Origin of the sequence: Gemmiger formicilis, assembly GCF_900167555.1 — a bacterium.
In the GTDB taxonomy this organism is placed as follows: Bacteria; Bacillota; Clostridia; order Oscillospirales; family Ruminococcaceae; genus Gemmiger; species Gemmiger formicilis.
Genome location: NZ_FUYF01000004.1, coordinates 58,587 through 84,401, shown reverse-complemented (window position 1 = coordinate 84,401; position 25,815 = coordinate 58,587). Strand labels below are relative to the sequence as shown.

Genomic DNA, 25,815 nt, shown 5'->3' with positions numbered 1-25,815 from the left:
TAAAGCCTTATCAGCTCTGGTAGTCAACCGTGATGGTGGTGACCGCGGGCTTGACATCGGCGTCATAGCTGTCGTCGATGGCCAGGGTGCCGTCCACGATGGAGGCGTACATGGAATCGTACTGCTCCTGGGTGAACTTGGTGAACTTGGAGGTGCTCATCGGCAGGCCGACGCAGTTCTCGGCAGCGCCGAGCTTGGTCTCCTTGCCGGAGTAGGTCTCGCTGAACTTCCAGCCGTTGTTCAGGGCATCGGTCAGAGCCTCGTTCACGGACTCGGCCAGGCCCTTCATAGCGGAGGTGACGACGGTGTCGAACTGACCGGACTGGTCAACGTCAACGCCGATCATCTTGCCGCCGTTGGCCTGCGCAGCAGCGTCGCAGCTCTGGCAGACGGGACCGCCGCAGGCAAAGACGACCTCGGTACCCTCGGAGTACCAGCCGTCCATCTTGTTCTTGACCTCATCGGTAGCTGCGAAGCCGCCAGAGTACCAGTACTTGATGTTGACATCCGTAGCGCCGATCTCCTTGGCAGCGGCGTCAGCGCCCTGCACGAAGCCGTAGCCGTAGCGGATAACTGCGGGGACAGCCATGCCGCCCAGGAAGCCCAGCTCCTTGTAGCCGTCATAGACAGCGGCATAACCGGCCAGGTAGCCGGCCTGCTCCTCTTTATAGGTGATCAGAGCGGTGTTGGCGGTGGGAGCCTTGTCGCCCAGGTCGCTGGCGGAAACGTCCAGAGCCAGGAACTGGACATCGGGGTACTTCTCCTGAGCCTCGGCGATGGCATTGCCGAACAGGTAGCCGGCGACGACGATGGACTTAGCACCGTCGTTGACAGCGTTGTCCATCTGCTCCAGACGGGCGGCGTCGGAGTCCTCGGTGGGACGGTAGTAGTTGGCGTTCAGGCTGTTTGCAGAGCAGAAATCCTGCACGCCCTGCCAGGTGTACTGGTTGAAGGACTGGTCATCGATGTTGCCGACGTCGGTAACAAAGGCGACATCGGTCTTGCTGCCGGAGGTGGAAGCGGCAGCCTCAGAGGTAGCCTCCGTCGTGGTGCTCGTGGCGGTGCTGGCGGAAGAACCGCCGCAGGCAGCCAGAGAGAGCGCCATGCTGGCAGCCATTACAAAAGCGAGAAACTTTTTCATGGTTTTGATCTCCTTAGGTTGTTTTCAATTGCGCAGCAGGGCGGTTCCCTGCCGCTTTGCTTTCAGTATACCGCATTTGCGCTGTTAATTCAATGACAAAACAGCGTAAAAAACATTACAAAAGCATAACAAAGCGCAGCCTCCTGCCTCTCTCGGCGAGGGAGGTGCCCCGCAGGGGCGGAACCCTCTCACAGAGGGGGCCAAGCGGGGGGTTACAGCAGGCGGTTCACCGTGACGTTCGGGGTTTCCGGCAGCGTATCCAGATCCGAGTAGGCATCCATCTTCAGGACGCTGGTGCGCAGATCCTCATACAGCGTACGGTAGTCGTCCTGCGTGAAGCTGTCAAACCGCCAGGGCGCCCCGGCCACCAGCGCGACTTCACCGTTCGTGAAGCCGGCCTTCTCGGTCTGGCCGCCGGTCTGGCCATTCCAGGTGCCCGCCGCAAAGAAGGTATACAGCTGACGCTGCACGGCAGCGTTGTAGCACTTGATGGCGCTGCCCAGCACGCGGTCCCCCAGCTCTGTGTTGTCGTAATCCGTCGTGATCGCCTTGCCGCCGGTCTGGTTGACGGCGTCGGACACACCCTCGTACAGGTTGCCGCCGCTGACCATAATAAGCGACGTACCGTTATTATACCAGTCGATCATCCGCTGGGTAATGGCGTCGTTATTCTCATAGGTATCGGTGAACCAGGTCTGCAGGGTGACATACTCGCCCTGCAGCTCGGCAGCGGCCTCCGCGCCCTGCAGAAAGCCGGTGCAGTACCGCACAATGCCCGGTATCTCCCGCGCGCCGATGAAGCCGAGCGTGGTGTAGCCATCGGTCACAGCGGCGTACCCGGCCAGATACCCGGCCTGTTCCTCCTGAAAAAGGACGCAATGGACAAGGCTGGCCGTATTGTAAGCGCTATAATCGTCACTGTGGGGCTCGCTGTCAAACAGCAGGTAGTGGACGTCAGGGTAGTTTTCCTGCATGCGGTAGAGCGCCGCGCCCATGGTGTCGCCGCGGCAGACCACGAGCTTTGCGCCGCTCTCGGCGGCAGCGCGCAGGGCGGCCTCGGCCTCGTCTGCGGTGTTGCCCGCGGCAGTCTGGGCGTCAGCGGTATAGCCGTACGTGTTGGCGAACGTCTGTATGCCCTGCCACAGCATGGCATCCTCGCCGGATTCCGTGCCGCCGGGGCCGGTCACCAGCACGACGGACTCTCCGCCGGGCAGCGTGGCCGCCGGGTCATCGGGCTGGTAGACAAAGGTCGCGTCGTTCGTCGGGGCGGTTACAGTGTGCTGCTCCTGCGCGGTGCTGGCAGCCTCCGTATCCTTGCAGGCGGTCAGCCCGGCCAGCAGCGCCAGCGTCAGAAGCAGTGCTAAGAATTTCTTCATGTGGTAAGGGAACTCCTTTGGTTTTCTGAAAAAGCCTCCCCTTGAGGGGAGGTGGCCCCGCAGGGCCGGAGGGGTGGGCGGGAGACTCCGCGTAAATCGTGCGGCACCAAGCCACCCCTCACCCGCTGCGGCGGGAGCTCCCCTCAAGGGGAGCCAAAGAAAGTAATTTTAGGCAATACCGCATAATTCTAAGTGCCGATACGGCGAGCGAGGTGCGGCAGCTGCTAAGCCAAAAGCGCAGATAATACTTTGTGTATTATCGAGCATTTTGGCAACGCAGATGCCGTGCCGCAGCCGCCGGAGCGGTGCTTAAGCCGTAAGGCGGGAATTATGCGGTGTTGCCTTTACTCCAGATTTGCCGGGCCGAAGCCGTAGGGCAGCAGGTCGCCGAGGGTCGTGACGATGTAATCGTCCTCACTCCTGGCCATGATGACGGTCAATTCGGGGCCGCCGAACTCATAGAGCGCCTGACGGCAGACGCCGCACGGGCCGGTGACGAGGGTATTCGTCTCCCCCACCTTGCTGCCGACGATGGCGATGGCGTCAAACTCGCGCACGCCCTCGCTGACGGCCTTGAACAGAGCCGTGCGCTCGGCGCAGTTCGTGGGGGTGTAGCTCGCGTTCTCAATATTGCAGCCCCGGAACACCTGTCCGTTTTTGCCGCGCAGCGCCGCGCCCACGTGGAAGTGGGAGTACGGTACATAGGCGAACTTCTGCGCGGCGAACGCCTCGCGGATGAGCGCCTGAATCTCAGCCTTTTCCATGCTCACTTCTCCAGAAATGCGTCAACGCCCAGCGCGACCTTCATCATGGCAGTGAAGCTGGTCTGGCGCTGCTCGGCAGTCGTGATCTCCGGTGAAACAAAGCTGTCGGAGATCGTCAACAGGCAGGCGGCGCGCTTGCCCAGGACCCTGGCGTTGTGGAACAGCGCAAAGCTCTCCATCTCGACGGCCAGGCAGCCCTTTTCGTCGCGCAGTTTTTCCCAGTAGGTCGGCTTCGCGTCGCTGGGCTGGCGGTAGAACACGTCGGAGGAATGGATATTGCCCTCGATCAGCGGAATACCAGCAGCCTTGGCGCTGGCACGCAGGGCATCGTTCAGCGCGGCGCTCGGCGTCTGGATGTCGTCGGTGTCGCCGCTCTGGGTCACGGCGTAGTTGCTCTCGGAGTAGGCACCCGTGGCCAGCACCACGTCAAACAGTTTTGCCTTGTCGGTGTAGGAGCCGGCGGAGCCGATGCGGATGATGTTCTCGACGCCGTACTGGGTGTACAGCTCGTAGGAATAAATGCCGATGGACGGCATGCCCATGCCGCTGCCCATCACGCTGATGGGGCGGCCCTGATAGGTGCCCGTGTAGCCGTACATACCGCGGACGTCGGTGACAAGGCGCGGGTCCTCGAGGAAGGTCTCGGCAATGAATTTAGCGCGCAGCGGGTCGCCGGGCATCAGGACTGTCTTGGCGAAATCGCCGTTTTCAGCGCGGTTATGAGGGGTAGACATAAAAGCACTCTCCTTTATTTTGTAATATTGGTAGATACAGTATACCACACTTTCGCCGTTTGTGGTAAACTAAAAGCAAGAAATTTTGTGAAAGAGGCATTTTATCATGCAGATACCCCATCACTGCACCCTTTGCCCCCGGGCCTGCGGGGCGGACCGCGCCGCAGGACAGCGCGGCTTTTGCGGGGCAGACAACACCCTGCGTGTGGCCCGCGCCGCCCTGCACCACTGGGAGGAGCCGTGCCTGAGCGGCGACCCGAACGCCGAAACCGGGAGCGGCACGGTATTTTTCAGCGGCTGCACGCTGAAATGCTGCTATTGCCAGAATTACCCGATCAGTCAGGGCGAGGTCGGCAAGGCGATTTCTGTGGAGCGGCTGACCGAGATTTTTATGAATTTGCAGAACGGCGGGGCGAAAAACGTAAACCTCGTCACGGCATCGCAGTATCTGCCGTGGGTCACTGCCGCGCTGGATGCCGCGCGGGCGCAGGGCTTTTCCCTGCCCGTCGTCTACAACACGGGCGGGTATGAGACGGTGGACGCCGTCAGGGCGCTGGCCGGGTATGTGGACATCTGGCTGGCGGATTACAAGTACGCGGACGGTGCGCTGGCAGCGGAGCTTTCCGCCGCGCGGGACTACCCTGCCGTGGCGGACGCAGCGCTGCGGCAGATGCTTTTGCAGACCGGCGCACCGGTGTACGACGCGGACGGGTATTTGCAGAAGGGCGTCATTGTGCGGCATCTGGCCCTGCCCGGCCACGTGGCAGACAGCAAGGCCGTGCTGCGGCGGCTGGCAGCGCTGCGGGAGGAAACGGGCATAGAATTTATCCCCAGCTTAATGAGCCAGTTTACACCCTTTTATAAGGCGGCAGAGCACGGCCTCGGGCGGCGGATCACGACCTATGAGTACCGGCAGGTCATCGACGAGGCCGTGCAGCTGGGGCTGACCGACGGGTATATGCAGGAAAAGAGCAGTGCCCGGGAGGAGTATACACCGCCGTTTGATTTGGAGGGGGTGTAAGCTCACCCAAAAGCCTCCTCCGCTTGCGGGGGAGGTGGCCCGAAGGGCCGGAGGGAGGGTGGCCGCAGGCTGCCGCTCCCCCACCGCCTGCGGGCGGAGCCCCCTCGCAAGCGAAGGGGCCTTAGGAATTGTGAGGTTCTTCATGTTATTTTCCGTTTTCTATCTTTCCCTGTTTCTCTCCGTCGGTCTGCTGTCGGCCCGGCGGGCGGTGCCGGACGGATCGGCGGCGGTGATCGTGCCGCTGGGCTGCGGGTTCGGCGTGTCGCTGCTGGCCGTGCTGCCTGCACTGTTTGCGGTGGTACTGGGCTTTACACTGCCCGCCGTCGCGCTGGCGGCAGCGGCCGCGACGGGCATCGGGGCAGCGCTTTTGTACCGCGGCACGCGGCTGCGCGGCATGGCGAAGGACCCCGACAGCGGGGCCCTGTGGGCGTGCCTGCTGCCGGTAGTGCTCATCACGCTGTATCTGCTGCACACCCACGTTCTGCATCTGGTGGACGGCGCGTACCACACAGGCCAGAGCTGCTACGGCGATATGCCGATGCACCTCGGGTTCATCAAATATATCGCACAGAGCGGTGAATTTCTGCCCCGCTATCCCCTGCTGGGCGGCACACACCGGTTCGGCTATCCGTTTTTGTGCGAGACGGTCTCCAGCGTTTTTGTGGTGCTGGGGGCCGACCTGCGCACGGCGTATCTGCTGCCGATGCTGCCCGCGTTTTTGTCGGTGTACGGCATGTTCTGGCAACTGGCGCGGCGCGTGACCGACAGCGTCGGCAAGGCGTGCCTGGCGTTTTACCTGTTTTTTATGGGCAGCGGGCTTGGGTTTGCGTACTTTCTCGGCTCTGCCGACAGCTTTGCGGGCATTTTCACGGGGTTTTACACAACGCCGACGAATTTTGTGGAGAAAAACATCGAGTGGGTCAATCCGATTGTGGATCTGCTTATCCCCCAGCGGGCGACGCTGTTCGGCTGGTGCGTGCTGCTGCCCGCCGTCTATCTTCTGTGGCGGTTCTGCTATGAGGGCGAGCGCCGCCTCTGGCCGTGGCTGGCCGCGCTGGTGCTGCCCCTGCCGCTGCTGCACACCCACAGTGCGCTGGCGCTCGTGCTGCTCTGCCTCGTCGGCGGCGTCTACACACTGGCGCAGGGCCCGCGGCGAAAGACGCTGCTGCCCTGGCTGGGGCTGGCGGCGGTCTGCGGCGCGGCGTGGCTGTGCCAGATGCTGCCGACGGTGCTGGCGCAGAGCCTCGACGGCCAGCACATGCTGCGGCTGCACTTCAACTGGATCAACGGTCAGGACGACGGCACGCTGCGGGACAATTATTTCTGGTTCTACATCAAAAACATCGGCCTTGTGTATCTTTTGCTGATCCCTGCGTTTCTCCGCGCCAGGCCAAAGCAGCGGTGGCTGTACGGCGGCGGGCTGGCGATCCTGGCGCTGGCGGAGTTCGTCGTGTTCCAGCCGAACAATTACGACAACAACAAGCTGCTCTATGTCTGGCATATTCTGGGCTGTATTTTGGCTGCACAGCTGCTTGTGGATATTTTTGCAGAGGTACGCGCCCTGCCCTGGCGGGCGCTGGGGCTGGCGGCATGCTGCTTTGCGGGCATGTTCGGCAGTGTGCTGACCGTAGGCCGCGAGGCGCTCAGCGACTACCGGCAGTGGAGCGCGGACGATATGGCGCTGGCGGATCACATCGACGAAAACGCCGGGAGCGACGCGCTGTTTTTGACGAGTGACAGCCATGTAACACCGGTGTTTGCGCTGGCCGGGCGGCGGATACTCTGCGGGTCGGGCAGCTATGTCTACTATCACGGTATGGACTATTCTGCCGAGTACAACGCCATGCGGGCGCTGTATGAGACGCCGGACGAGGACACGCTGGCCGCGTGGGACATCGGGTACGCCGTGTTTGACAGCAGTGTGTACGCGAAATTTGCGGCGGATGAGAGCTGGTATGCGGCAAGGTATGACGTATGGTATGAAAATGCGGCGTGCCGCGTGTATAAGATAAAGTAGCATACTCCCGCCCTCCTTCACATAGGATTTGACAGGAAATTCTATGCGAGGAGGTCAGGCTATGAAGGGCGACCCTGAGGAGCGCGCCGCGGCGGTGGGACGGTATATTGTGGAAAGCGGTGCTACCGTGCGCGCGGCGGCTGCCGTATTCGGCGTGAGCAAATCCACGATCTGGAAGGACCAGCACCGCCTGCGCCGCCAGAACCCGGGCCTTTGGGCCGAGGTGCAGGCCGTCGTACAGAGGAACAAGGCCGAGCGTCATCTGCGCGGCGGCGAGGCCACACGGCGCAAATATTTGCATACAGCATCTTGCGCGGCGCACGGCGGCACAGTATAATAGAGTAAAAAAATAAAGGACGGTGTACCTATGAAACGTCAGGATTACATCAGCTGGGATGAATACTTTATGGGCATTGCCCTGCTCTCGGCCATGCGGTCCAAAGACAACAACAGCCAGGTCGGCGCCTGCATCGTCAGCCCGGAAAACAAAATTTTGTCCCTGGGCTACAACGGCATGCCCATCGGCTGCAATGACGACGATATGCCTTGGGAGCGCGAAGGCAGCGACCTTGACACAAAATATATGTATGTCTGCCACTCGGAGCTGAACGCTATCCTGAACAGCCCGAACCATGATCTGCGCGGCTCCCGGATGTATGTGACGCTTTTTCCCTGCAATGAATGTGCCAAGGCCATCATCCAGAGCGGTATCAAAGAACTGATCTATCTATCGGACAAATACCACGACACCCATGCCAGCATCGCCAGCCGCCGCATGTTCAACATGACCGGCGTCAAATACCGCGCGTATCAGCCGACGGGGCGCGAGATCAAATTGGATGTATAAGGAGCTATGAACATGAAAACCATCATTATCGGCATTGCGGGCGGCACCGGCAGCGGCAAGACCACCCTGACCGAAAAGCTGCGGGACCATTTTGGTGCGAACGAGGTCAGCGTTCTCAACCACGACAGCTACTACAAGCGCCACGACGAGCTGCCCTACGAGGAGCGCTGCAAGCTCAACTACGACCACCCGGACAGCTTTGACACGCCGCTGATGGTCGCCCACCTGCGGGAGCTGCGCGCAGGCCACCCCGTACAGGTGCCGGTCTACGACTACACCATCCACAACCGCAGCGACAAGACTGTGACCGTGCAGCCCGCGCCGGTCATTATCGTGGAGGGAATCCTGATTTTTGACTCCCCCGAGCTGTGCGACTTAATGGACATGAAGGTCTTTGTGGACACCGACGCCGATGTGCGCATCCTGCGCCGCATCGTCCGCGACGTCAAGGAGCGCGGGCGCACGCTGGACAGCGTTGTCAACCAGTACCTGACCACTGTCAAACCGATGCACGAGCAGTTCGTCGAGCCGAGCAAGCGCAAGGCCGACCTGATCGTCCCCGAGGGCGGGCATAACCTGGTGGCGCTGGAGCTGCTGATCAAATGGGTGGATAATCACCTTCACGCAGTAGAGGCGGAATAAAAACAAATCCGGCGGACGCCTTTAAAAACGTCTGCCGGATTTTTTGTTATAGCGGGTTGGTTGTAGGGGCGGATGCGAGCATCGACCCCTACAAAGCATTTTACACGTGATTTTACGCTTTCGTTTGGCTCGGATGCGGCACGGGCGGCATTTTCGTGAACAGAGCCTTCAGCGCCAGCGGCGTCGCAACGGACGAGACCACGATGAGCAGGATGACCGCCGTGAAATACACGGGGTCCACAACGCCGACCTCCAGGCCCTTCTGGGCAACGATCAGCGCGACCTCGCCGCGGGTCATCATGCCGACGCCGACCTTGAGGGAATCGCCCCAGTTGAAGCGGCAGATTTTCGCGGCCAGACCGCAGCCGATGATCTTGGTCAGCAGCGCAACGATGACGAAGCAGATGCAGAACAGCAAAATCTCCGGCGTCAGGCCGCTGATGTCGGTCTTTAAGCCGATGGAGGCGAAGAACACCGGTGCAAAGATGACATAGTTGCTGATGTCAACGCGGCGCTCCACATAGGGGGCGTCGTCCATCGCACAGAGCACGATGCCTGCAATGTACGCGCCGGTGATGTCGGCAATGCCGAAGTACTGCTCGGCAATGTAGGCCATGGCAAAGCAGAACGCCATGCTGACGATGGTGATGCGCTGGGTGTGGGGGTTGCGCTTGTCAAGCCATTTCATGGCAAAGTGGATGACGACGCCGACGCCGATGGCGACGAGGAAAAACAGCACGGTCTGGATGAGCACGCCGCCGATGCCGGTACCCTCACCCGAGCTGGCGCCCAGCACGCAGGTCAGCACGATGATGCCGATGACGTCATCAATGACTGCCGCACTGACGATGGTCGTACCAAGGAAGCTTTTCAGATGGCCCAGCTCCTGCAGCGTCGCCACCGTGATGGAGACACTCGTCGCCGTCATGATGGTGCCGATGAACAGCGCACGGTAGAACTCCGGGCTGCCCACCGCCGCAAAGCCGTAGAATGCGCTATACAGCAGTGTACCGCCTACCAGCGGCACAAAGACGCCGACGCAGGCGATCAGCGTCGCAATGGGGCCTGCGCGCATCAGCTCCTTCAGGTTCGTGCCAAGACCGGTGGAGAACATCAGCAGCACCACACCGATTTCCGCAAAAATCGAGATGGCGTCGCTGGTCTGCACCAGGTTCAACAGGCACGGTCCGATGATCAGGCCGGCAATGATTTCGCCCACGACCTGCGGGGCCTTGCATTTGCGGGCGACCAGCGCAAAGAACTTTGCGCTCAAAATGATGATCGCCAGGTCACGGAACACGGAATACATGAAATATCCTCTCCTTACCTCTTGTTAGATGTTTCATACCTCTATAGTTTTAGCACCTTGCGCCGCCGTTTGCAAGAGGACAAAACGTGCAAAATATGCAGTTTGCACGCACGTTTTGCATACACCTTGCCCATCGCAGATTTTTTTGCAAAAAAATGCAAAATAAAGCTTGACATTTGAAGTTTGTATTGCTATAATAGCTCATGCAGTCAGGCGCTGCGCAACTGAATATGTGGAAAGATGGCTGAGCTGGTCTAAGGCGCACGACTGGAAATCGTGTAGGGCCCCTAAAGCCCTCAAGGGTTCGAATCCCTTTCTTTCCGCCATAAGCCCATGACAAAAAGATGTCATGGGCTGTTTTTGTTGTATAGCGCAAAAATGGCAAAATCGACGAGTCATTTTTGAAGCGCATTTTATAGAGCAATACCGCAGCCGCCAGTGCGGTGCTGGAGCCGTTAGGCGGGAATTATGCGGTATTACCCTAATTATTATCTCAAAACACGAAATGCTTTCTCCCCTGCCTGAGGATATTTCTTGTATACTAATGAAAAAGGAGGATGTTTTCCATGAAAAATACCACTGCAATGGCCGATTATGAGCTGCGCCACATCGAAGCGCTGCGCAAAGATTTGGCGGGCTGCACCGTGCTGCTGAAAAAGGACGGCAGCTTCCCGCTGGAAAAGCCCTGCACCCTTGCCGCCTATGGCAGCGGCGTGCGCCGCACGATCCGGGGCGGCACTGGCTCTGGCGAGGTAAATTCACGCTACATCGTAACCATTGAGGAAGGGCTGCAGCAGGCAGGCTTTACCCTGACCGGGATGGAGTGGCTCACCGGCTATGAGCAGGCGCGGGAAAAGGCCCACAAAGCCTTTTTGAAGCAGCTGAAAAAGGACGCTAAAGCCGCCAAGCAGAACTTTATCCTCTACGGCATGGGTAAGGTCATGCCTGAGCCTGAATACGACCTGCCGCTCAACGCTGAGGGCGATGCAGCAATTTACGTTGTTTCCCGCATTTCCGGTGAGGGCAACGACCGCACGCCGCTCAAGGGCGACATCCGCCTGACCGATTCCGAGGTGCGGGATATTCTGGCGCTGGACAAAAAGTTCACCCGCTTTATGCTGGTGCTGAATGTCGGCGGCGTGGTGGATCTCTCCCCCGTTATGAGCGTGCGCAACATTCTGCTGCTGTCCCAGCTCGGTGTCGAGACCGGCGGTGCGCTGGCGGATATTCTGCTGGGCAAGGCCAATCCCTCCGGCAAGCTGACGACCACCTGGGCCGCCTTTGAGGAATACCCTGAAATGCCCGACTTTGAGGACATGAACGAAACCCGCTACCGCGAGGGCATCTATGTGGGCTACCGCTATTTTGATACCTTCCGCAAAAAAGCTCTGTTCCCCTTTGGATACGGGCTTTCCTACACAGAGTTCCGCCTTGGGACTGCCGGGGTGGAGGCGAACGGTGCGCAGGTCACTGTGCGTACTACCGTGGAAAACACCGGCACTATGGCGGGGCGGCAGGTCGTGCAGGTCTACCTGAGCAAGCCTGCCGGTAAGCTCGATGCGCCCAGGCAGGAGCTTTGCGCCTTTGCCAAGACCCGCACACTTGCCCCGGGAGAAGCAGAAACTGTCACCTGCTCCTTTACCTTGCCGGAGATGGCAGCTTATGATGCCGAAACTGCCTCCTATATTCTCGAGGCCGGTGATCACCTTGTCCGTGTCGGTGTCAGCAGCGCCGAAACCGTCCCCGCCGCCGTCCTGCATCTGGGCAAGACCGTCACGACCCTGCAGGCAAAAAATGTGCTGGGCAGCACGGATTTCACCGACCTTACCGCCCCTGCCGCCGCGATGGAGCGCCCGGAGGGTGTGCCGGTCATCGAAATCGACCCGGCCTCGATTGTCTGTGAAACGATAGACTATGCCCGCACCGAGGAAATTTTGCCCGAGGTGGACGCCCTGACCAAGGAGGACGCCGCCCTGCTTCTGATCGGCGATTTTGATCCGAACGCAAAGGGCCTTGCTTCGATGATCGGCACAGCAGGCCGCCATGTCTGCGGTGCGGCGGGTGAGAGCTGCAGCACTGTCAAGGGCATTCCCTGGCTGATCATGGCCGACGGCCCTGCCGGTCTGCGCCTTGCGAAGGAGTATTATGAGGACGGCAAGGGCAAGCACGCTGTCGGCAATGCCTCGATGCCGGATTCCATTATGGAAATGCTGTCCGGCCCGATGAAACTGGTGATGAGCCTGATGGGCGGCAACGGCAAGCCGAAGGCCGGCTGCGAGATCAAGACCCAATACTGCACGGCCATTCCCATCGGCACCGCGCTGGCGCAGAGCTTTGACACGGATTTTGTGCAGCGGTGCGGCGGCATCGTCGGCGAGGAGATGGAGCACTTCGGCGTGCATCTGTGGCTTGCCCCGGCGCTGAACATCCATCGTTCGATCCGCTGCGGGCGCAACTTTGAGTACTACTCTGAGGATCCGCTCGTCTCCGGCAAGATGGCCGCCGCCATGACGCGCGGTGTACAGGCTCATAAGGGCTGCGGCACGACCATCAAGCATTATGCCGCCAACAATAAAGAGTACAACCGCACCCGCAACAACAGCATGGTTTCCGAGCGCGCCATGCGTGAAATTTACTTAAAGGGCTTCGGCATCTGCGTGCGGGAGTCCCAGCCCAAGGCCGTCATGACCTCCTACAACCTGCTGAACGGCACCCACACCGCCGAAAGCCGCGAGCTTGTCATGGATATTCTGCGCGCCGAGTTTGGGTATCAGGGCATCGTCATGACCGACTGGGTCACGCCGATGACCGGGGACGCACGCTCTGTCCACCGGGATTCGCAGGCGCAGTATGTGGCTGCGGCAGGCGGCGACCTGTTCATGCCCGGCAGCAAGGGTGATTACGACAATCTGCTGCAGGGCATCGACAGTGGCGCAGTGACGCTGGAGCAGGTAAAAATCAATGCCTCCCGCGTGGTCAAAATGGCGCGGGCACTGACGCAGGAATAAAACACAAAAACCTCTGCCAGACTTGATGTTTGCCTGGCAGAGGTTTTTTGGATAAGCATTTACTTTTCGCGGTACTCCATCGGGGTTTGGCCTGTGACCTCCTGAAAAATCCGGCTGAAATAGTTGCGTGTGCTGAAAGAAAGTGCAGTGGCAATGTCCTGCACGGTCTGGTCGGTGCTTTTCAGCAAAACCTTGGCGCGCTCGATCTTGACAAATTTAATGTAATCTGTCACGCTTAACCCTGTCTCCTCTTTGAATTTGTGGGTCAGATAATATTCCGTATAGCCCACCAGCGCTGCCATATCCGCCGCGCGTATTTTTTTATCGAGGTTCATCTCAATGTAGTCCACACACTTTTGCACCTGCTGGCTGAGATGCGGGTTGGTGCGGCATTTGTGCACACGCCGGACAAAGTCATCATACATCATAAGCCCGAGCGGTTCAAGATCATCCAATGTTTTTGCATTTTCGGCGGATTGGATATAGCTGTCCCCCAGCGCGTAGGCTTCCTCCGGCGAAAGCCCGCCCTCGATGGCGGCACGGCATACCAGCGAGGTAAACACAATGATGCTTGTCTTACTCTGGCGCAGGGCGTCATCGCTGCGCACCGGCACACCCGTGCTGATCCCCATACTGGCGGAAAGCGCCTGCTTGTAGTTCAAGTCTCCGGTGCGCACCATCTGCAGAAGTCCCTGCTCTGCCATCCAGACCTTGTGGCGATCATGGGCAGGCTGCTGCACTGCATTGCGTACCTGCGTCAAATCCTCGCTGTTAATGTCACTGATCGTAAGATGGTTACCGGTCAGACAATAATGCATCATCAGAGCGTAGCGGTGCAAGACTGTGCATTGCAGCACCGGTACGGTTTTCAACGCCTCGTACAGCTGCATGGTCCATGCCACGCTCGTCTCCAGACGGTTATAGTATTGCAGCCCCTGCTCGATCCCGCGCAGCGAAACATCCTGATAAAACACCGGCCCGATGACCCAGGCGCGTTTCAGCGCACTGCCATCCTTTTCAAAGGCCGCCGCCCATGTCATGCCAATGGCCGTGCCGAGCGTGACCGGCGTTGTGTGTCGGCTGCCGTAGTCCAGCATTTTTTTCTTGCAGCCGAATAAGTCAAATGCGCCGGAGAGGAACCCCGCTTCCGGGCAGTTGCTCTGCAGCAGGCTGCCATCGGCATTATAGCACCATGTATAAATGTTGCCGCCGCACTGGATCAACTCAGAAAACAGCTCCATATTTTGAAAAACATCCATCGAATCACCCTCTTTTTATACCAGTATACCACAAAAAAGTGGCTGCCGTACAGACAACCACTGATATTCTTATGGCAATACCGCATAATTCTAAGTGCCGATACGGCGAGCGAGGTGCGGCAGCTGCTAAGCCAAAAGCGCAGATAATACTTTGTGTATTATCGAGCATTTTGGCAACGCAGATGCCGTGCCGCACACCGAGCCGCAGCGAGGCGCTTCGGAGCGCAACCGCCGCTTGCGGCGGCTCTTGGCGCGGAGATCCGCCGGAGCGGTGCTTAAGCCGTAAGGCGGGAATTATGCGGTGTTGCCTTAGGCGTTGGCGTATCCGCCCAGCACCGCAAGGCTGGGCTTCGGGGTGCGCTCCATCGTTTCGCGGTTCACGGCGATCAGGCCAAAGTTCATGGCATAGCCCTTCTGCCACTCAAAGTTATCCATCAGGCTCCAGTGGAAGTATCCCTTGACCGGGATACCATCGGCGATGCAGTGCTGCACGCCCGCCAAGGCTGCCTCGATAAACGCCACGCGGCGCGTATCATCAGCGGTAGCAATGCCGTTTTCGGTCACTATCAAGTCGCCCTTAAAGTCGGCAGCCACCTTGCGGATGACATTTTCCAATGCCTGCGGATAAAACTCGTAGTCCATCTGGGTCAGTTCGGCCCCCTGCGGTGCGGGCAACTGCCCCTGCGCACCGTACAGCGTGCGAGTGTAGTTCTGCACGCCGAGGAAGTCATCCTCCTTAATATAAGGAAGATAGTGGGTGAACTCTTCCTCCCACGCAGCGGCGGCAAAGGCTGCACCGCCCGGCTGGGCCTGCAGGTCATGCAGCGAGAGGGTCAGACCGACCTTGACCTCGGGGCAGATTGCCTTGATGGCCTCCCGCGCGGCGGCGTGAGCGCGCAGAACCAGCAGATCGCCCTCCGGCGTGCGCTCGCTGACGAAAATTTTCGGCTGCGGCGTACCGAACACAGCGGCGTTTTCAGCGGCGGCGTACTTCATGTTCTCCATCATCTTCTGGAAGTTCATGCCCACCTGTACGCTGCCTTCGGCGGATTTGCCTGCACTGGCAGCAGCCTTGGCGGCCTGCTCTGCCATCAGGCGGAACCGCTTGGAGATCGCCGCCAGCTGCAGGCCCATGTTGGCCTCATTGATGGTGCAGATGTAGTGCAGCTCACTGCCCAGTTGCTCCATCACATAGCTGACATAGCGCTTGAAGTATTCGACCGTGGATTCTGCCTCCCAGCCGCCCATGGCAATCAGCCATTTGGGACTGGTGAAGTGCAGCAGCGTCGCAACAGGTTCCACGCCGTGCGCCTTGCAGCAGGCAATGACCTTGCGGTAATGCTCGATTTCGGCAGGGTCGAACTTGCCCTCCTCCGGCTCGATACGCGCCCATTCGATGGAAAAGCGATAGGCGTTCAGCCCGGCATCCGCCAGCAGTCGGATATCTTCCTCATACCGATTATAATGGTCGCAGGCAATGCCGCTTGGCTCAGCAAAGCTGGTGTGGGGCAGCTGCTCTTGTGCCCAGTAGTCGGAATGAATGTTGTTGCCCTCGACCTGATGGGCGGCAGTGGCCGCGCCGACAAAGAAACCTTTTTCAAATTTCTGCATAATTTTCTCCTTACCTGTGCTGTCTAAAGCAAATCAAGAAACTTCTCAGACCGTCAATAAATTGCATTCTTGCCTTATTGCGTGCGTAGGGGCGACCATTGGTCGCCCGCCAACTTACCGCAGCAACGCATTTTCCGGGACAGTTTTTTTGCAAGGCAAACGGGCACGGGCGAGCAATGCTCGCCCCTACAAGCGTTTTTCGACAGTCTGACTTCTGTACCTGTATCATACCATAACAAGCGCAAGTCGTGAGGGTATTATTTATCAAAGCAGGACAATATTTCGTGTTGCTTGAAATAATGCGCGAATTTTTGTTCCTCATCTGCTGATTTTTATCCCCTGCTGCCGTTTTGCTTCTGGTATAGTGGTGTCAGTGAGAAAAACCACCGCGGAATTTTTAGGAGGAAAACAAAATGTTCAAAAAGAAACCCACTGCTTCAGAAGTTGACGGCGTACAATACCGCCGCGCCAAGCTTTGGCAAATCATCTGCTATGCCTGCAACGGTCTTGTCGGTATGAGCGTCTATTCCCTCATTGGCATGGCGAGTTATTCCGCCAGCATCGGCTACGGCATCACGACCGCTGCCGTTGGCATTATTCTGACCTGCTCCCGTATTCTGGACGGCATCACCGATCCCCTGCTTGCCTTTGTCTATGACCGCGTCAACACCAAGTTCGGCAAGCTGCGCATCCTGATGGTTGCCGGCTTCCTGATCGAGGCGCTCGCCCTTTACGGAATGTTCACCGGCTTCTCGTCCAAAGGGCTGGGCCTGCCGGTGTTTGCCCTGCTGTACATTGTTTACATCATCGGCTACACCATCACCAATATGACTGCGCAGACCATTCCCGCCATCATGACGAATGATCCGCGCCAGCGCCCGACCATCGGCGTCTGGACCACGGTATTCAACTACATGGTTCCCATGGCTATGTCCATGGTTCTGAATGTTGTGCTGCTGCCCAAGTGCGGCGGCACCTACAACCAGGCATTTCTGACCGCCGCCTGCAATATCACCCTGATCGTTGCCGCCATCGGCACCCTGCTGGTCTGCCTCGGTGTTTCCTCTTTCGACAAGCCTGAGAACTTTGTCGGCACCAAGAAATCCGAGCCGCTGAAGATGGCGGATGTTGTCGAGGTTCTCAAGCACAACAAGCCCCTGCAGTGCTACATTGCCTCCAATGCTTCTGATAAGCTGGCCCAGCAGGTCGGCAGTCAGGCCATCATCGGCACGCTTCTCAATGGTATTTTGATTGGCAATATGGGTCTTGCCACGATTTTGACTGTTATCAGCATGATCCCGTCCATCTTCTTTGCAGCGTTCGGTGCCAAGTATGTCGGCAAGCACGGCAGCAAAAAGGGCATTGTCAGCTTCACCTGCATCAGCATGGTCATCACCGCCGTTCTGGTCGTGTTCTTCATTGTCATTGACCCCAAGCAGATCGGCGTCATGGGCAGCCCGGCCATGATCATCTATGTGGTGCTGAGCCTTCTGCAGAACGGCTCCAATATGTGCATCACCACCTCCAACACCTCGTACATGGCGGATGCCATCGACTTTGAGCTGGACCGCAGCGGGCGTTATATTCCCGCCGTTGTCTCCGGCACCTACAGCCTGGTCGATAAGCTCATCACCTCTTTTGCCGCTGTGATCGCTACCGGCGCTGTGGCGCTGCTGGGCTACACCACCACGATGCCCCAGCCCACGGATCCTTCCACCCCGGCCATCTTCTGGATGACCATGGCACTCAAGTTCGGTCTGCCGCTCATCGGCTGGGTCATCACCTTGATTGCCATGCGCGAATGCCCGCTGACCAAGGAGGAAATGGTCAACGTCCAAAAGCGCATTGCCGAGAAGAAGGCCGCTGCGCAGTCCGAGTTCTATAAAGAGCAGCTTCAGTAAGCCCATCCCACAAAAGCCGAAAGGGTTTGCAGCCCTTTCGGCTCTTTGAAGTTAAATCCACACATAAGGAGTCATGTTATGAGCAAGACAATTCTTTTGAACAAGAACTGGATTTTTTCCAAAGAAGGACACGACGAACCCGTCACCCTGCCCCACACCTGGAACGCCATCGACGGGCAGGACGGTGGCAATGACTACTACCGCGGCACCTGCTGCTACACCACCGTGCTGCCTGACATCGTCCTGCCGGAAAACGGACGCGCCGTTTTGCAGTTTGACGCCGTTGCCATGACCGCCGAGGTCTATCTGAACGAGCAAAAGCTCGCTGAGCATAAGGGCGGCTATTCTGCATTTTGCGTGGACATTACCGATGCGCTGCGCAACGGCAGCAACCTGCTGCGCGTGAATGTGGACAACTGCGACAACGACACCGTCTACCCGCAGAAGGCCGATTTCACCTTCTACGGCGGTATTTACCGCGATGTAACGCTGCATGTTGTGCCCGCTGCTCATTTTGCCCTTGCTGAAAACGGCGCGGTGCCTGTCAGGGTCACGCCGATTGTCACGGACCTCAACGCCCGCCGCTGTGAAGTGACGGTGGAGGCCGCTGTGGTGGGTGCCGAAAGTGTCACCTTCACACTGGATGGCCAGCAGACGAGCGTTGCCGTCAAGGACGGCACCGCCAGAGCCGTGTTCACGCTGGAGCATGCCCGCCTGTGGGACGGTCTTGATGACCCGTATCTCTACACCGTGACTGCGCGGCTGGACAATGGCGAGACCGAGACCGCCCGCTTCGGCTGCCGCAAGTTTGAAATTGACCCGCAGAAGGGCTTTATCCTGAACGGGCGCTCCTATCCCCTGCGTGGTGTCTCCCGCCATCAGGACCGCAAGGGCGCGGGTGTGGCCATCACCAAAGAGATGATGGAGGAGGACATGGCGCTGATCCTTGAAATGGGCGCCAACACCATTCGCCTTGCCCACTACCAGCACGCGCAGGCGTTCTATGATCTATGCGACGAAAAGGGTGTCGTGATTTGGGCGGAAATCCCCTACATCACGATGCACATGCACAACGGGCGCGCCAACACGCTGACCCAGATGGAAGAACTCATCGTCCAGAACTACAACCACCCCTGCATTGCTGTTTGGGGACTGTCCAACGAAATTACCGCTGCGTCGGCTGTCAATGAGGAGCTGCTGGAAAACCACCGCGCCTTGAACGAACTGGCGCACCGCCTTGACCCGACCCGTCCGACCACGATGGCGAACGTCTTTATGCTGGAAATCACCAGCCCGATTCTGGAAATTCCCGATGTGAACAGCTACAATCTGTATTTTGGCTGGTACCTGGGCGAGCTCGACCAGAACGATGACTTTTTTGATACCTACCACGCCAAATACCCAGACCGCTGCATCGGTTTTTCGGAGTACGGCGCGGACGCCAACCCCGCCTATCAGAGCGCCCACCCCGAAAAGGGCGACTATACCGAAACCTACCAGTGCGTCTATCACGAGCACATGGCAAAAATGATTGCTGACCGCCCGTGGCTGTGGGCGACCCATGTCTGGAATATGTTCGACTTTGCCGCCGACGGGCGCGACGAGGGCGGCAAAAACGGCGAGAACCAAAAGGGACTTGTCACCTTTGACCGCAAAATCAAGAAGGACGCCTTCTACCTGTACAAGGCCTACTGGAGCAAGCAGCCCTTTGTACATACCTGCGGCAGCCGCTATGTGGACCGCACGGAGGATGTGACCGAGGTCAGAGTATACTCCAACCTGCCGGAGGTTTCGCTGTACAAGGACGGACACCTGGTCGAAACGAAAAAAGGCGACAAAGTGTTTGTTTTCAATGTGCCCATCACCGGCAAGCACAGCATTGAGGCCCGCGCGGGGGCGTATTCCAGCGTGATTCTGGTCAACAAGGCTGCCGAGCCGAACCTCGCTTACGCTATGTCCAACCGTCAGGTCGTGAACAACTGGTTTGACGGTGAGCTGGACGAAACCTGCTGGAGCGTCAAGGACAATATGGCCGCTGCCATGGCAGATGCCAAGGTGGGCCCTGTTTTGAAGGCCATTACCGACAAGGCGGCTGCTGCCCGCGGTGATGTCGCCGCCGCCGTCAAGGACAACCCCGCGCTGGTTGCCATGATGGAGCGCGCCATGCAGCGCATGACCGTGGAGGGAATGCTCAAGCAGGCCGGTGCAGATGCCGAGAGCATCAAACAGCTGAACCGTGTTTTGCAGGGCATCAAAAAGGATGTGTAATACGATGAAAACCTACTGCAACCCTTTGGATCTGGGCTACCGCTACCAGCATATGAAGGAGGGTGAGCGCATCGCCGGTTTCCGCGAGGGCGCTGACCCGACACTGGTGTACTTCAAAGGTAAATACTACCTGTTTGTTTCGATGTCGGCAGGGTTCTGGTACTCGGACGATCTGCTGCATTGGGATTTCCACGCCGACCCCGATTTGCTCATTTACGACTACGCCCCCGATGTGCGTCAGGTCGGCGAGTATCTCTATTTTTCTGCCAGCCGCAAGGGGCGCAATTGCCCCATTCTGCGCACGGCGGACCCGCTGACCGAGCCGTTTACCGAGGTCAGCGCTCCGTTCGACTTTTGGGACCCGGATATGTTCTGGGACGATGATGGCCGCGTCTATTTCTACTGGGGCTGCTCCAACATGTCCCCTATCTGGGGCGTGGAGCTTGACCCCGAAACCATGACACCCATCGGCGAGAAAAAAGAACTGATCTTTGGTCGCGAAGAAGAACTGGGCTATGAGCGCCCCGGTAACAACGGGATCGTGGATAAAGAGAGCAGTGTGCTGTACAAATCCATGAAGCCGTTCTATAACGAGGCAACCGGCAAGCTGGAGCTGCCGCCCCAGATGGCGCAGATACCGGGACTGAACGCCGAAGTGCTGACCGCCATGTTCAACGCCGTCGGCAAGCCCTATATCGAGGGCGCGTTTATGACAAAGCACAACGGTACGTATTATCTGCAATACGCCTGCCCCGGCACCCAGTACAATACCTACGCCGACGGCGTGTACACATCCAAGTCCCCGCTGGGACCGTTCACGCTGCAGGCGTCCAACCCGTTTTCCGCCAAGCCGGGCGGGTTTATGACGGGTGCCGGACACGGCAGCACCATCGCCGACAAGTACGGCAACTACTGGCACGCATCCACGATGCGCATTTCGGTCAACCACGACTTTGAGCGCCGCGTGGGGCTGTTCCCTGCCAGGTTTGACAAGGACAGCTTGCTCTACTGCAACCAGAATTTTGCCGACTACCCGCATGAAATCCCGACAGGCAAATTTGACGCCGCCAGCCAGCAGCCCAAGTGGATGCTGCTCAGCTACCGCAAGACCGTGACGGCATCCTCCACCGCCGAGGGCAGCGACCCGGTGAATGCCGTGGACGAGGATTGCCGCCGCTGGTGGAGCGCGGGCAGCGACCAGCCCGGCGAGTGGCTGTGTGTGGATTTAGGCCGCGGCTGCGATGTGCGGGCGCTTCAGGTCAATATGGCGGACGAAGCGCTGGCGGTGGACTTCCCTGCTGACAGCTATGGCGATGACCGCAAGACCCGCCACATCGAAACCCGCCCGCAGATTTCGCATTACACCGTGGAAACCAGCTTGGACGGCAAGGTGTGGATACTGCGCGAGGATGTCGCCCGCGAATGCTCAAACGGCTATTATGAGTATGCCGACGGCATCCGTGCGCGGTATATCCGCGTGACGGGCGGCGAGTTGCCCTACGGGCAGGCTTTGCGCATTAGCGGGCTGCGTGTGTTCGGCAACGGCGAGGGCGCTTGCCCCGCCCAGGCCGACGCAAAAGCCGTGCGCGTGGATGCGCTGGACGGCAAAATCAGCTGGCAGCACATCGAGAACGCGCAGGGGTGCAATGTGCGCTACGGCATTGCACCGGATAAGCTGTACCAGAGCTGGCTTGTCTATGGTGCCGATGAGGTCACGCTTTCCACGCTGATGTCCGGGCAGACCTATTACGTCTGCGTGGACAGCTTCAACGAAAACGGCATCACAACGGGAAAAATTATCAAGATGGAGGGCTGAACCATGCCCATAAAAGCTGTCCAGCAATTTATGCTGGGAACCGTTTTAAGCAACGAAAACGAGGCACGGCAGACGCTGGCCGCCATGAAGGCCGCAGGCTATGACGGTATTGAGCTGTGCGGGTTTATGATCCACCCCATCGGCTTTATGGTGCGGCTGCTGACCAAGGCGGCGGGCATGCCCGTGGGCAAGGGCGGCAACCTCGACTGGCACGCTTTGGTCAAAGAAGCGGGGCTGCAAGTCGTCAGCCTACACACCGATTTGGGCAGTCTGGAACGCGACGCCAAGGCCGTGGCCGACGAAGCCAAGAGCTTTGGCACGAAGTATGTTGTCATCACAGGTATGTATCGCTTTGACTACGGCGATGAAGCCACGATGCACGACCTTGCCGCACGGCTGAACAAGGCGGGCGCGGCGCTGAAGGCCGAGGGCGTGGAGCTTTTGTACCACAACCACAACTGCGAGCTGCGCCATGTGAACGCCGAAAAGCGTGCCTACGATATTTTGCTGGAGGAGACCGACCCGCAGTTCGTCAACTTTGAGTTTGACAGCTACTGGTTCACCGAGGGCGGCGCGAATGCGCTTGCGTGGATGCAGCGTCTGGGAACCCGCATGAAGCTGTGGCACATCAATGACCGCGGCACCCGCATTTCGGGCAGCGCCGTAACGCCGATTCTGAAAACCGACAGCATGGAGCTGGGTACCGGCAATATGGACCTCGACAGCCTGATGGCGCAGGCGCTTTCCGTCGGCGTGGATGCCGTGATTTTGGAAAGCCACCGCAACTGGGTGGATAACTCCCCCATAAAGAGTTTGCAGGTCAGCGCGGAATATTTGGAAAAGCATATGTAACAAGCACCCCCTGCCCATACCGGACAGGGGGTATGCTGTATAATCCGTTGCTTTTACATTTTCTGCGTGGTATACTTAATGCAATAAATCGGAATTTGTGAAGGAGGAATATACTATGAATATAGGGTTTTGGCTATGTGGAGTTTTGGTTATTCCATTTGTGATTATAGGAGTGTTATTTGCAATATTTAAAGAAAAAGCGGCTAAATTTGTTTCGGGATTTAATTCGTTACCGAAAGAAGAACAGGCATTGTATGATAAAGCTCATATTTCTCGTGATATAAAAAATCAGTGTTTTACATGGGCTGGCATAATGTTAGTAGGAGCAGTGTTGTCTTATTTTTTAACACCATATATGGCTATTCCGGCTTTTATTATTTGGCTCGTTTTATTTTTCAAAGAGGTTCACTTTGACACGCACAAAGTATTTGAAAAATATTTATTAAAATAAATTCCAGTTTATCAAAAACAGCGCCTGCCCTGCCGTAAGTTTTACGGCAGGGCAGGCGCTTTCTTCTTATACTGTGTGCTTTCCGGGGGCAAGGGTAAACTTACGCCCATCGGGCAGGGTGACATCGGCGGTCAGGTTGGCGGGGATCTCAAACTCATAGGTTACCACATCGCCGTCATACCGCCAGCCGCTTACAATGCGCCCGGCTGGGGAATCGTAGGTGGCTTTTGCCCAGTCCAGCGATTTGTCGGGCGTAGGTGCAATCGTCAGTGCGCCGTCCGTGTACCGGATGGCGCACACGCCGCCGAACAGCCAGCCGCAGATCGCGCCGTAGCTGTAATGGTTCAGGGATTCGTGGGGCTTGCCGTTTTCGTCAATGCCCGTCCATGTCTCCCATACGGTAGTCGCACCCTTGCCGACCTCATACAGCCAGCCGGGGGCATCGGGCTGCAAAAGCAGCTTGTACGCGGTGTCCGCATAGCCGTATTTTGCCAGCACATCACACAAAAATGGCGTGGACAAAAAGCCTGTGTTCAGGTGGCAGCCGTTCTCGATGACCATCTGGTTCAGCGTTGCGGCAGCCGCTTTGCTTTCGTCCTCACCCAGCAGGGCAAAGGCAATGGCGCGGACATACTCGCACTGGCGGTCAGACTTGATTACACCGTTCTCGGTAAACGCCGCGCGGTAGGCTTTTACAGCGTTGGCGGCAGTATCGCGGTAGTTGGCAGCCTCGTCCGCTTTACCCAGTGCATCCGCTACTTCTGCCAGCAAGCGCCCGGAGTATGCCAGATACGCCGTGCCAACGCTCTTGCGCGGGTTCATCATCGCCTGCATGGGGGTGATGCCCGGCTCGCACCATTCGCCGTAATCCATGCCGTTTAAAACGGTGAACTTGGCGTAATCACCGCCCTGCTGCTCATCGGTTGTCTGCTGCGCGCGCCCCAGCAAAAAGCCGTACCAGCGCTGCATCATCTCGTAGTTGTCCGCCAGAATTTTGCGGTCACCCGTGCGTTTGTACAGGGCATACGGCACCAGAATCGCCGCATCGCCCCACCCTGCCGACATGCAGAGCATCGGGGTCATATAGCCGGGGCGGGCGTTCGGCGGGGCAATATTCGCCATACGCCCGTCCGGGTACTGGTTCAGGCGGCACTCCGCCAGCCATTTTTCCGCCACGGGGTAGCAGTCCATCAGGGTCAGGCCGGTTTCAATAAACACGCCCATATCCCCTGTCCAGCCGGCGCGTTCGCGGGTCGGGCAGTCGGTGGGGATATCGCAGAAGTTGCCCTTCTGGCTCCAAATGCTGTTCTTGACAAGCTGATTCACCGCGTCATTTCCGCAGGTAAATTTGCCTGTCACCGCCATATCGGAGTAGACGGCGTGGGCGGTAAACACGGCATCGGTCAAGTCGGCGTCGGTTTCGACCTTTGCGTAGCGGAAGCCCATGATCGTAAAGTGGGGCTTGAAGTGGTTTTTCCCCTCTTTGCAGACAAGCTCCAGCATCTGGGCGGTGCCGCCCTCCTTGTGGCGGTTGCGATCTTGGAAGTTTTCTTGGGTAAAGTTGCCGTTTTCGTCCAGCGCTTCGCCGCAGGTCAGCTTGACCTTTTGCCCGGCGTGGGCGGTCAGCACCATCTCCACATAACCGGCGATATTCTGCCCAAAGTCCAGCACGGTCTCGCCGTTGGGCGTTTGCAGCAGCTTGCCGGGGAAGGCTTCGTGTTCCAGAATCGGCACGGTATTCATGCCGGTGATGGGCAGGTCGTCGCGGTAGGTGCGCACGCCGTGCCAGCCGGTCAAGCTGCCTTCGAACCGTGCGTCATAGACCTCGCCCTGCTGCATATCGTTCTGGCGGATCGCCCCGCACTGCGTTGCCTGCATCGAGCCGTCAGAAACGCAGACGGCTTGGCCGTCCACTTCCAGCTGAAACAGCACGCCCAGCGTATCACCGAACAAGTCGCGGTCACCGTCCACGCCGCCTGTGCTGCGGTGCCAGCCGTCACCAAGGGCAACCAGCAGCTCGTTTTTGCCGTCGTACAAATATTGCGTTACATCGTAGGTTTGCGCCGCAAGGTGCTTGTTTCCGGTAAAGCTGCCGGGGGCTAAAACCATATTCCCGACACACACACCATTCAGCCATACCGCGTACAGCCCCTTGGCGGTAATGTACAGCCGCGCTTCACCCTTGGCTGCAGTAAAGGTTTTGCGCAGGTACGATGCCGGGCGGTGGGGCTTGTACGGCTCGGCTGCGCCCTTGCCTGCGGCTTCTTTTTCCGCCTGCTTGCGCTCCCAGTTGGGGCGGGCAAAGGCGTTGATGGCATCATCCCCGGGGATGTCGATTTCTTCCGTTTCGGGGTCTACCCATTCACCCTGCCAGTCGCTTTGCGCCAAGCCCGTTTCAAAGTGCGCCGCACTCCACGCGCCGGGGGTGTCGTTTTCGTCCCACAGGCGCACGCGCCAGCACCCACGCACGCGGGAGCCGCCCACAGTCGGGGCATCGGCGTGCATGGCGGCGCTCTGCACCTTGCCGCTGTGCCAAACAGTCTCGCCATTCGCGGTCAGTTCAATTTCATAGGCAGTCTGGCGCACGCCGTCAACGCACTGCCAAGACAAGAACAGCGGCCCGGCATCCATGCCAAGTGGCGCGGTAAGATGATTCGTTTTCAGGTTTATTGCTCGCATCGCTGGGTACTCCTTTTCAATTTACTGTCTATATTATAATGGAAATTTTCCAGCGGGCGAACTCAGAAATTACGGATAAGGGATAAAAATTTCAAAAGCATCGAATAATACATAAATTT

At 58.3% G+C, this 25,815-nt stretch carries 19 protein-coding genes and 1 tRNA gene; 12 read left to right on the top strand and 8 right to left on the bottom strand.

Annotated elements, in window-relative coordinates; all coding sequences use genetic code 11:
* Positions 1-10: 10 nt before the first annotated feature.
* The 4 genes from B5D32_RS04980 to deoD form a co-directional block, all read right to left on the bottom strand.
* A complete protein-coding gene (locus B5D32_RS04980; protein WP_078784001.1) occupies positions 11-1,141 on the bottom strand; it encodes a BMP family lipoprotein in 1,131 nt (376 codons plus the stop codon).
* A gap of 212 nt (positions 1,142-1,353) precedes the next feature.
* Positions 1,354-2,517 carry a BMP family ABC transporter substrate-binding protein gene (locus tag B5D32_RS04975; RefSeq protein WP_078784000.1) on the bottom strand — a complete coding sequence of 388 codons (1,164 nt, stop codon included), beginning with the start codon at positions 2,515-2,517 and terminating at the stop codon, positions 1,354-1,356.
* 344 nt (positions 2,518-2,861) lie between these two features.
* Complete coding sequence (locus B5D32_RS04970) at positions 2,862-3,281, bottom strand: cytidine deaminase (RefSeq protein WP_078783999.1); 420 nt, start codon at positions 3,279-3,281, stop codon at positions 2,862-2,864.
* Positions 3,282-3,283: 2 nt separating this feature from the next.
* Positions 3,284-4,015: a purine-nucleoside phosphorylase gene (deoD, locus tag B5D32_RS04965; protein WP_078783998.1), complete on the bottom strand. Its 732-nt coding sequence runs from the start codon at positions 4,013-4,015 to the stop codon at positions 3,284-3,286.
* A gap of 106 nt (positions 4,016-4,121) precedes the next feature.
* Here deoD and B5D32_RS04960 point away from each other — a divergent pair, with 106 nt between their 5' ends.
* From B5D32_RS04960 to udk, 5 genes are all read left to right on the top strand, one after another.
* On the top strand, positions 4,122-5,036 hold the full coding sequence (locus B5D32_RS04960; RefSeq protein ID WP_078783997.1) for a radical SAM protein: 915 nt from the start codon (positions 4,122-4,124) through the stop codon (positions 5,034-5,036).
* Positions 5,037-5,178: 142 nt separating this feature from the next.
* A complete protein-coding gene (locus tag B5D32_RS04955; protein WP_078783996.1) occupies positions 5,179-7,053 on the top strand; it encodes a hypothetical protein in 1,875 nt (624 codons plus the stop codon).
* A gap of 61 nt (positions 7,054-7,114) precedes the next feature.
* On the top strand, positions 7,115-7,390 hold the full coding sequence (locus B5D32_RS04950) for a sporulation transcriptional regulator SpoIIID (protein ID WP_078783995.1): 276 nt from the start codon (positions 7,115-7,117) through the stop codon (positions 7,388-7,390).
* Between the two features lie 30 nt (positions 7,391-7,420).
* Positions 7,421-7,900, top strand: a complete 480-nt coding sequence (locus B5D32_RS04945; protein WP_078783994.1) for a deoxycytidylate deaminase — start codon at positions 7,421-7,423, stop codon at positions 7,898-7,900.
* Between the two features lie 12 nt (positions 7,901-7,912).
* The gene (gene udk / locus B5D32_RS04940) at positions 7,913-8,542 is read left to right on the top strand and encodes a uridine kinase (RefSeq protein WP_078783993.1); all 630 of its coding nucleotides are present in this window, start codon (positions 7,913-7,915) and stop codon (positions 8,540-8,542) included.
* A gap of 112 nt (positions 8,543-8,654) precedes the next feature.
* Here the strand turns inward: udk and B5D32_RS04935 are convergent, their stop codons facing one another.
* Positions 8,655-9,851, bottom strand: a complete 1,197-nt coding sequence (locus B5D32_RS04935; RefSeq protein ID WP_078783992.1) for a cation:proton antiporter — start codon at positions 9,849-9,851, stop codon at positions 8,655-8,657.
* Positions 9,852-10,085: 234 nt separating this feature from the next.
* Between B5D32_RS04935 and B5D32_RS04930 the strand changes: the two genes are divergently transcribed.
* Both B5D32_RS04930 and B5D32_RS04925 read left to right on the top strand, forming a co-directional pair.
* A tRNA-Ser gene (locus tag B5D32_RS04930) sits at positions 10,086-10,177 on the top strand.
* A 240-nt stretch (positions 10,178-10,417) separates the two neighbouring features.
* Positions 10,418-12,859, top strand: coding sequence for a glycoside hydrolase family 3 protein (locus B5D32_RS04925; protein ID WP_242943403.1), 2,442 nt, complete (start codon positions 10,418-10,420; stop codon positions 12,857-12,859).
* A gap of 59 nt (positions 12,860-12,918) precedes the next feature.
* On the opposite strand, the gene B5D32_RS04920 is transcribed toward B5D32_RS04925, so the two are convergent.
* Positions 12,919-14,118, bottom strand: a complete 1,200-nt coding sequence (locus B5D32_RS04920) for a helix-turn-helix domain-containing protein (RefSeq protein ID WP_078783991.1) — start codon at positions 14,116-14,118, stop codon at positions 12,919-12,921.
* Positions 14,119-14,427: 309 nt separating this feature from the next.
* On the bottom strand, positions 14,428-15,729 hold the full coding sequence (locus tag B5D32_RS04915; RefSeq protein ID WP_078783990.1) for a glycoside hydrolase family 1 protein: 1,302 nt from the start codon (positions 15,727-15,729) through the stop codon (positions 14,428-14,430).
* A 413-nt stretch (positions 15,730-16,142) separates the two neighbouring features.
* Between B5D32_RS04915 and B5D32_RS04910 the strand changes: the two genes are divergently transcribed.
* The 5 genes from B5D32_RS04910 (at position 16,143) to B5D32_RS04890 (ending at position 23,017) form a co-directional block, all read left to right on the top strand.
* A complete protein-coding gene (locus B5D32_RS04910) occupies positions 16,143-17,630 on the top strand; it encodes an MFS transporter (RefSeq protein ID WP_078783989.1) in 1,488 nt (495 codons plus the stop codon).
* A gap of 78 nt (positions 17,631-17,708) precedes the next feature.
* Positions 17,709-19,898 (top strand): glycoside hydrolase family 2 protein, encoded by a 2,190-nt coding sequence (locus tag B5D32_RS04905; RefSeq protein ID WP_078783988.1) that lies wholly within the window; start codon positions 17,709-17,711, stop codon positions 19,896-19,898.
* Between the two features lie 4 nt (positions 19,899-19,902).
* The gene (locus B5D32_RS04900) at positions 19,903-21,714 is read left to right on the top strand and encodes a family 43 glycosylhydrolase (protein ID WP_078783987.1); all 1,812 of its coding nucleotides are present in this window, start codon (positions 19,903-19,905) and stop codon (positions 21,712-21,714) included.
* Positions 21,715-21,717: 3 nt separating this feature from the next.
* Positions 21,718-22,566 carry a sugar phosphate isomerase/epimerase family protein gene (locus B5D32_RS04895; protein WP_078783986.1) on the top strand — a complete coding sequence of 283 codons (849 nt, stop codon included), beginning with the start codon at positions 21,718-21,720 and terminating at the stop codon, positions 22,564-22,566.
* A 115-nt stretch (positions 22,567-22,681) separates the two neighbouring features.
* Entirely contained in the window at positions 22,682-23,017 is a 336-nt protein-coding gene (locus B5D32_RS04890; protein WP_078783985.1) for a DUF3784 domain-containing protein, read from the top strand.
* 66 nt (positions 23,018-23,083) lie between these two features.
* Here B5D32_RS04890 and B5D32_RS04885 read toward each other — a convergent pair whose 3' ends face one another.
* Entirely contained in the window at positions 23,084-25,696 is a 2,613-nt protein-coding gene (locus B5D32_RS04885; protein ID WP_078783984.1) for a family 78 glycoside hydrolase catalytic domain, read from the bottom strand.
* Positions 25,697-25,815: the final 119 nt, after the last annotated feature.

Excerpts from the sequence above, each read along its gene's own strand:
- B5D32_RS04920 (WP_078783991.1), bottom strand. The coding sequence starts at position 14,118 with ATGGATGTTTTTCAAAATATGGAGCTGTTTTCTGAGTTGATCCAGTGC.
- B5D32_RS04960 (WP_078783997.1), top strand. The coding sequence starts at position 4,122 with ATGCAGATACCCCATCACTGCACCCTTTGCCCCCGGGCCTGCGGGGCG.
- B5D32_RS04915 (WP_078783990.1), bottom strand. The coding sequence starts at position 15,729 with ATGCAGAAATTTGAAAAAGGTTTCTTTGTCGGCGCGGCCACTGCCGCC.
- B5D32_RS04950 (WP_078783995.1), top strand. The coding sequence starts at position 7,115 with ATGAAGGGCGACCCTGAGGAGCGCGCCGCGGCGGTGGGACGGTATATT.
- B5D32_RS04905 (WP_078783988.1), top strand. The coding sequence starts at position 17,709 with ATGAGCAAGACAATTCTTTTGAACAAGAACTGGATTTTTTCCAAAGAA.
- deoD (WP_078783998.1), bottom strand. The coding sequence starts at position 4,015 with ATGTCTACCCCTCATAACCGCGCTGAAAACGGCGATTTCGCCAAGACA.
- B5D32_RS04980 (WP_078784001.1), bottom strand. The coding sequence starts at position 1,141 with ATGAAAAAGTTTCTCGCTTTTGTAATGGCTGCCAGCATGGCGCTCTCT.
- B5D32_RS04955 (WP_078783996.1), top strand. The coding sequence starts at position 5,179 with ATGTTATTTTCCGTTTTCTATCTTTCCCTGTTTCTCTCCGTCGGTCTG.
- B5D32_RS04935 (WP_078783992.1), bottom strand. The coding sequence starts at position 9,851 with ATGTATTCCGTGTTCCGTGACCTGGCGATCATCATTTTGAGCGCAAAG.
- B5D32_RS04885 (WP_078783984.1), bottom strand. The coding sequence starts at position 25,696 with ATGCGAGCAATAAACCTGAAAACGAATCATCTTACCGCGCCACTTGGC.
- B5D32_RS04900 (WP_078783987.1), top strand. The coding sequence starts at position 19,903 with ATGAAAACCTACTGCAACCCTTTGGATCTGGGCTACCGCTACCAGCAT.
- B5D32_RS04890 (WP_078783985.1), top strand. The coding sequence starts at position 22,682 with ATGAATATAGGGTTTTGGCTATGTGGAGTTTTGGTTATTCCATTTGTG.
- udk (WP_078783993.1), top strand. The coding sequence starts at position 7,913 with ATGAAAACCATCATTATCGGCATTGCGGGCGGCACCGGCAGCGGCAAG.
- B5D32_RS04925 (WP_242943403.1), top strand. The coding sequence starts at position 10,418 with ATGAAAAATACCACTGCAATGGCCGATTATGAGCTGCGCCACATCGAA.
- B5D32_RS04970 (WP_078783999.1), bottom strand. The coding sequence starts at position 3,281 with ATGGAAAAGGCTGAGATTCAGGCGCTCATCCGCGAGGCGTTCGCCGCG.
- B5D32_RS04975 (WP_078784000.1), bottom strand. The coding sequence starts at position 2,517 with ATGAAGAAATTCTTAGCACTGCTTCTGACGCTGGCGCTGCTGGCCGGG.
- B5D32_RS04910 (WP_078783989.1), top strand. The coding sequence starts at position 16,143 with ATGTTCAAAAAGAAACCCACTGCTTCAGAAGTTGACGGCGTACAATAC.
- B5D32_RS04945 (WP_078783994.1), top strand. The coding sequence starts at position 7,421 with ATGAAACGTCAGGATTACATCAGCTGGGATGAATACTTTATGGGCATT.
- B5D32_RS04895 (WP_078783986.1), top strand. The coding sequence starts at position 21,718 with ATGCCCATAAAAGCTGTCCAGCAATTTATGCTGGGAACCGTTTTAAGC.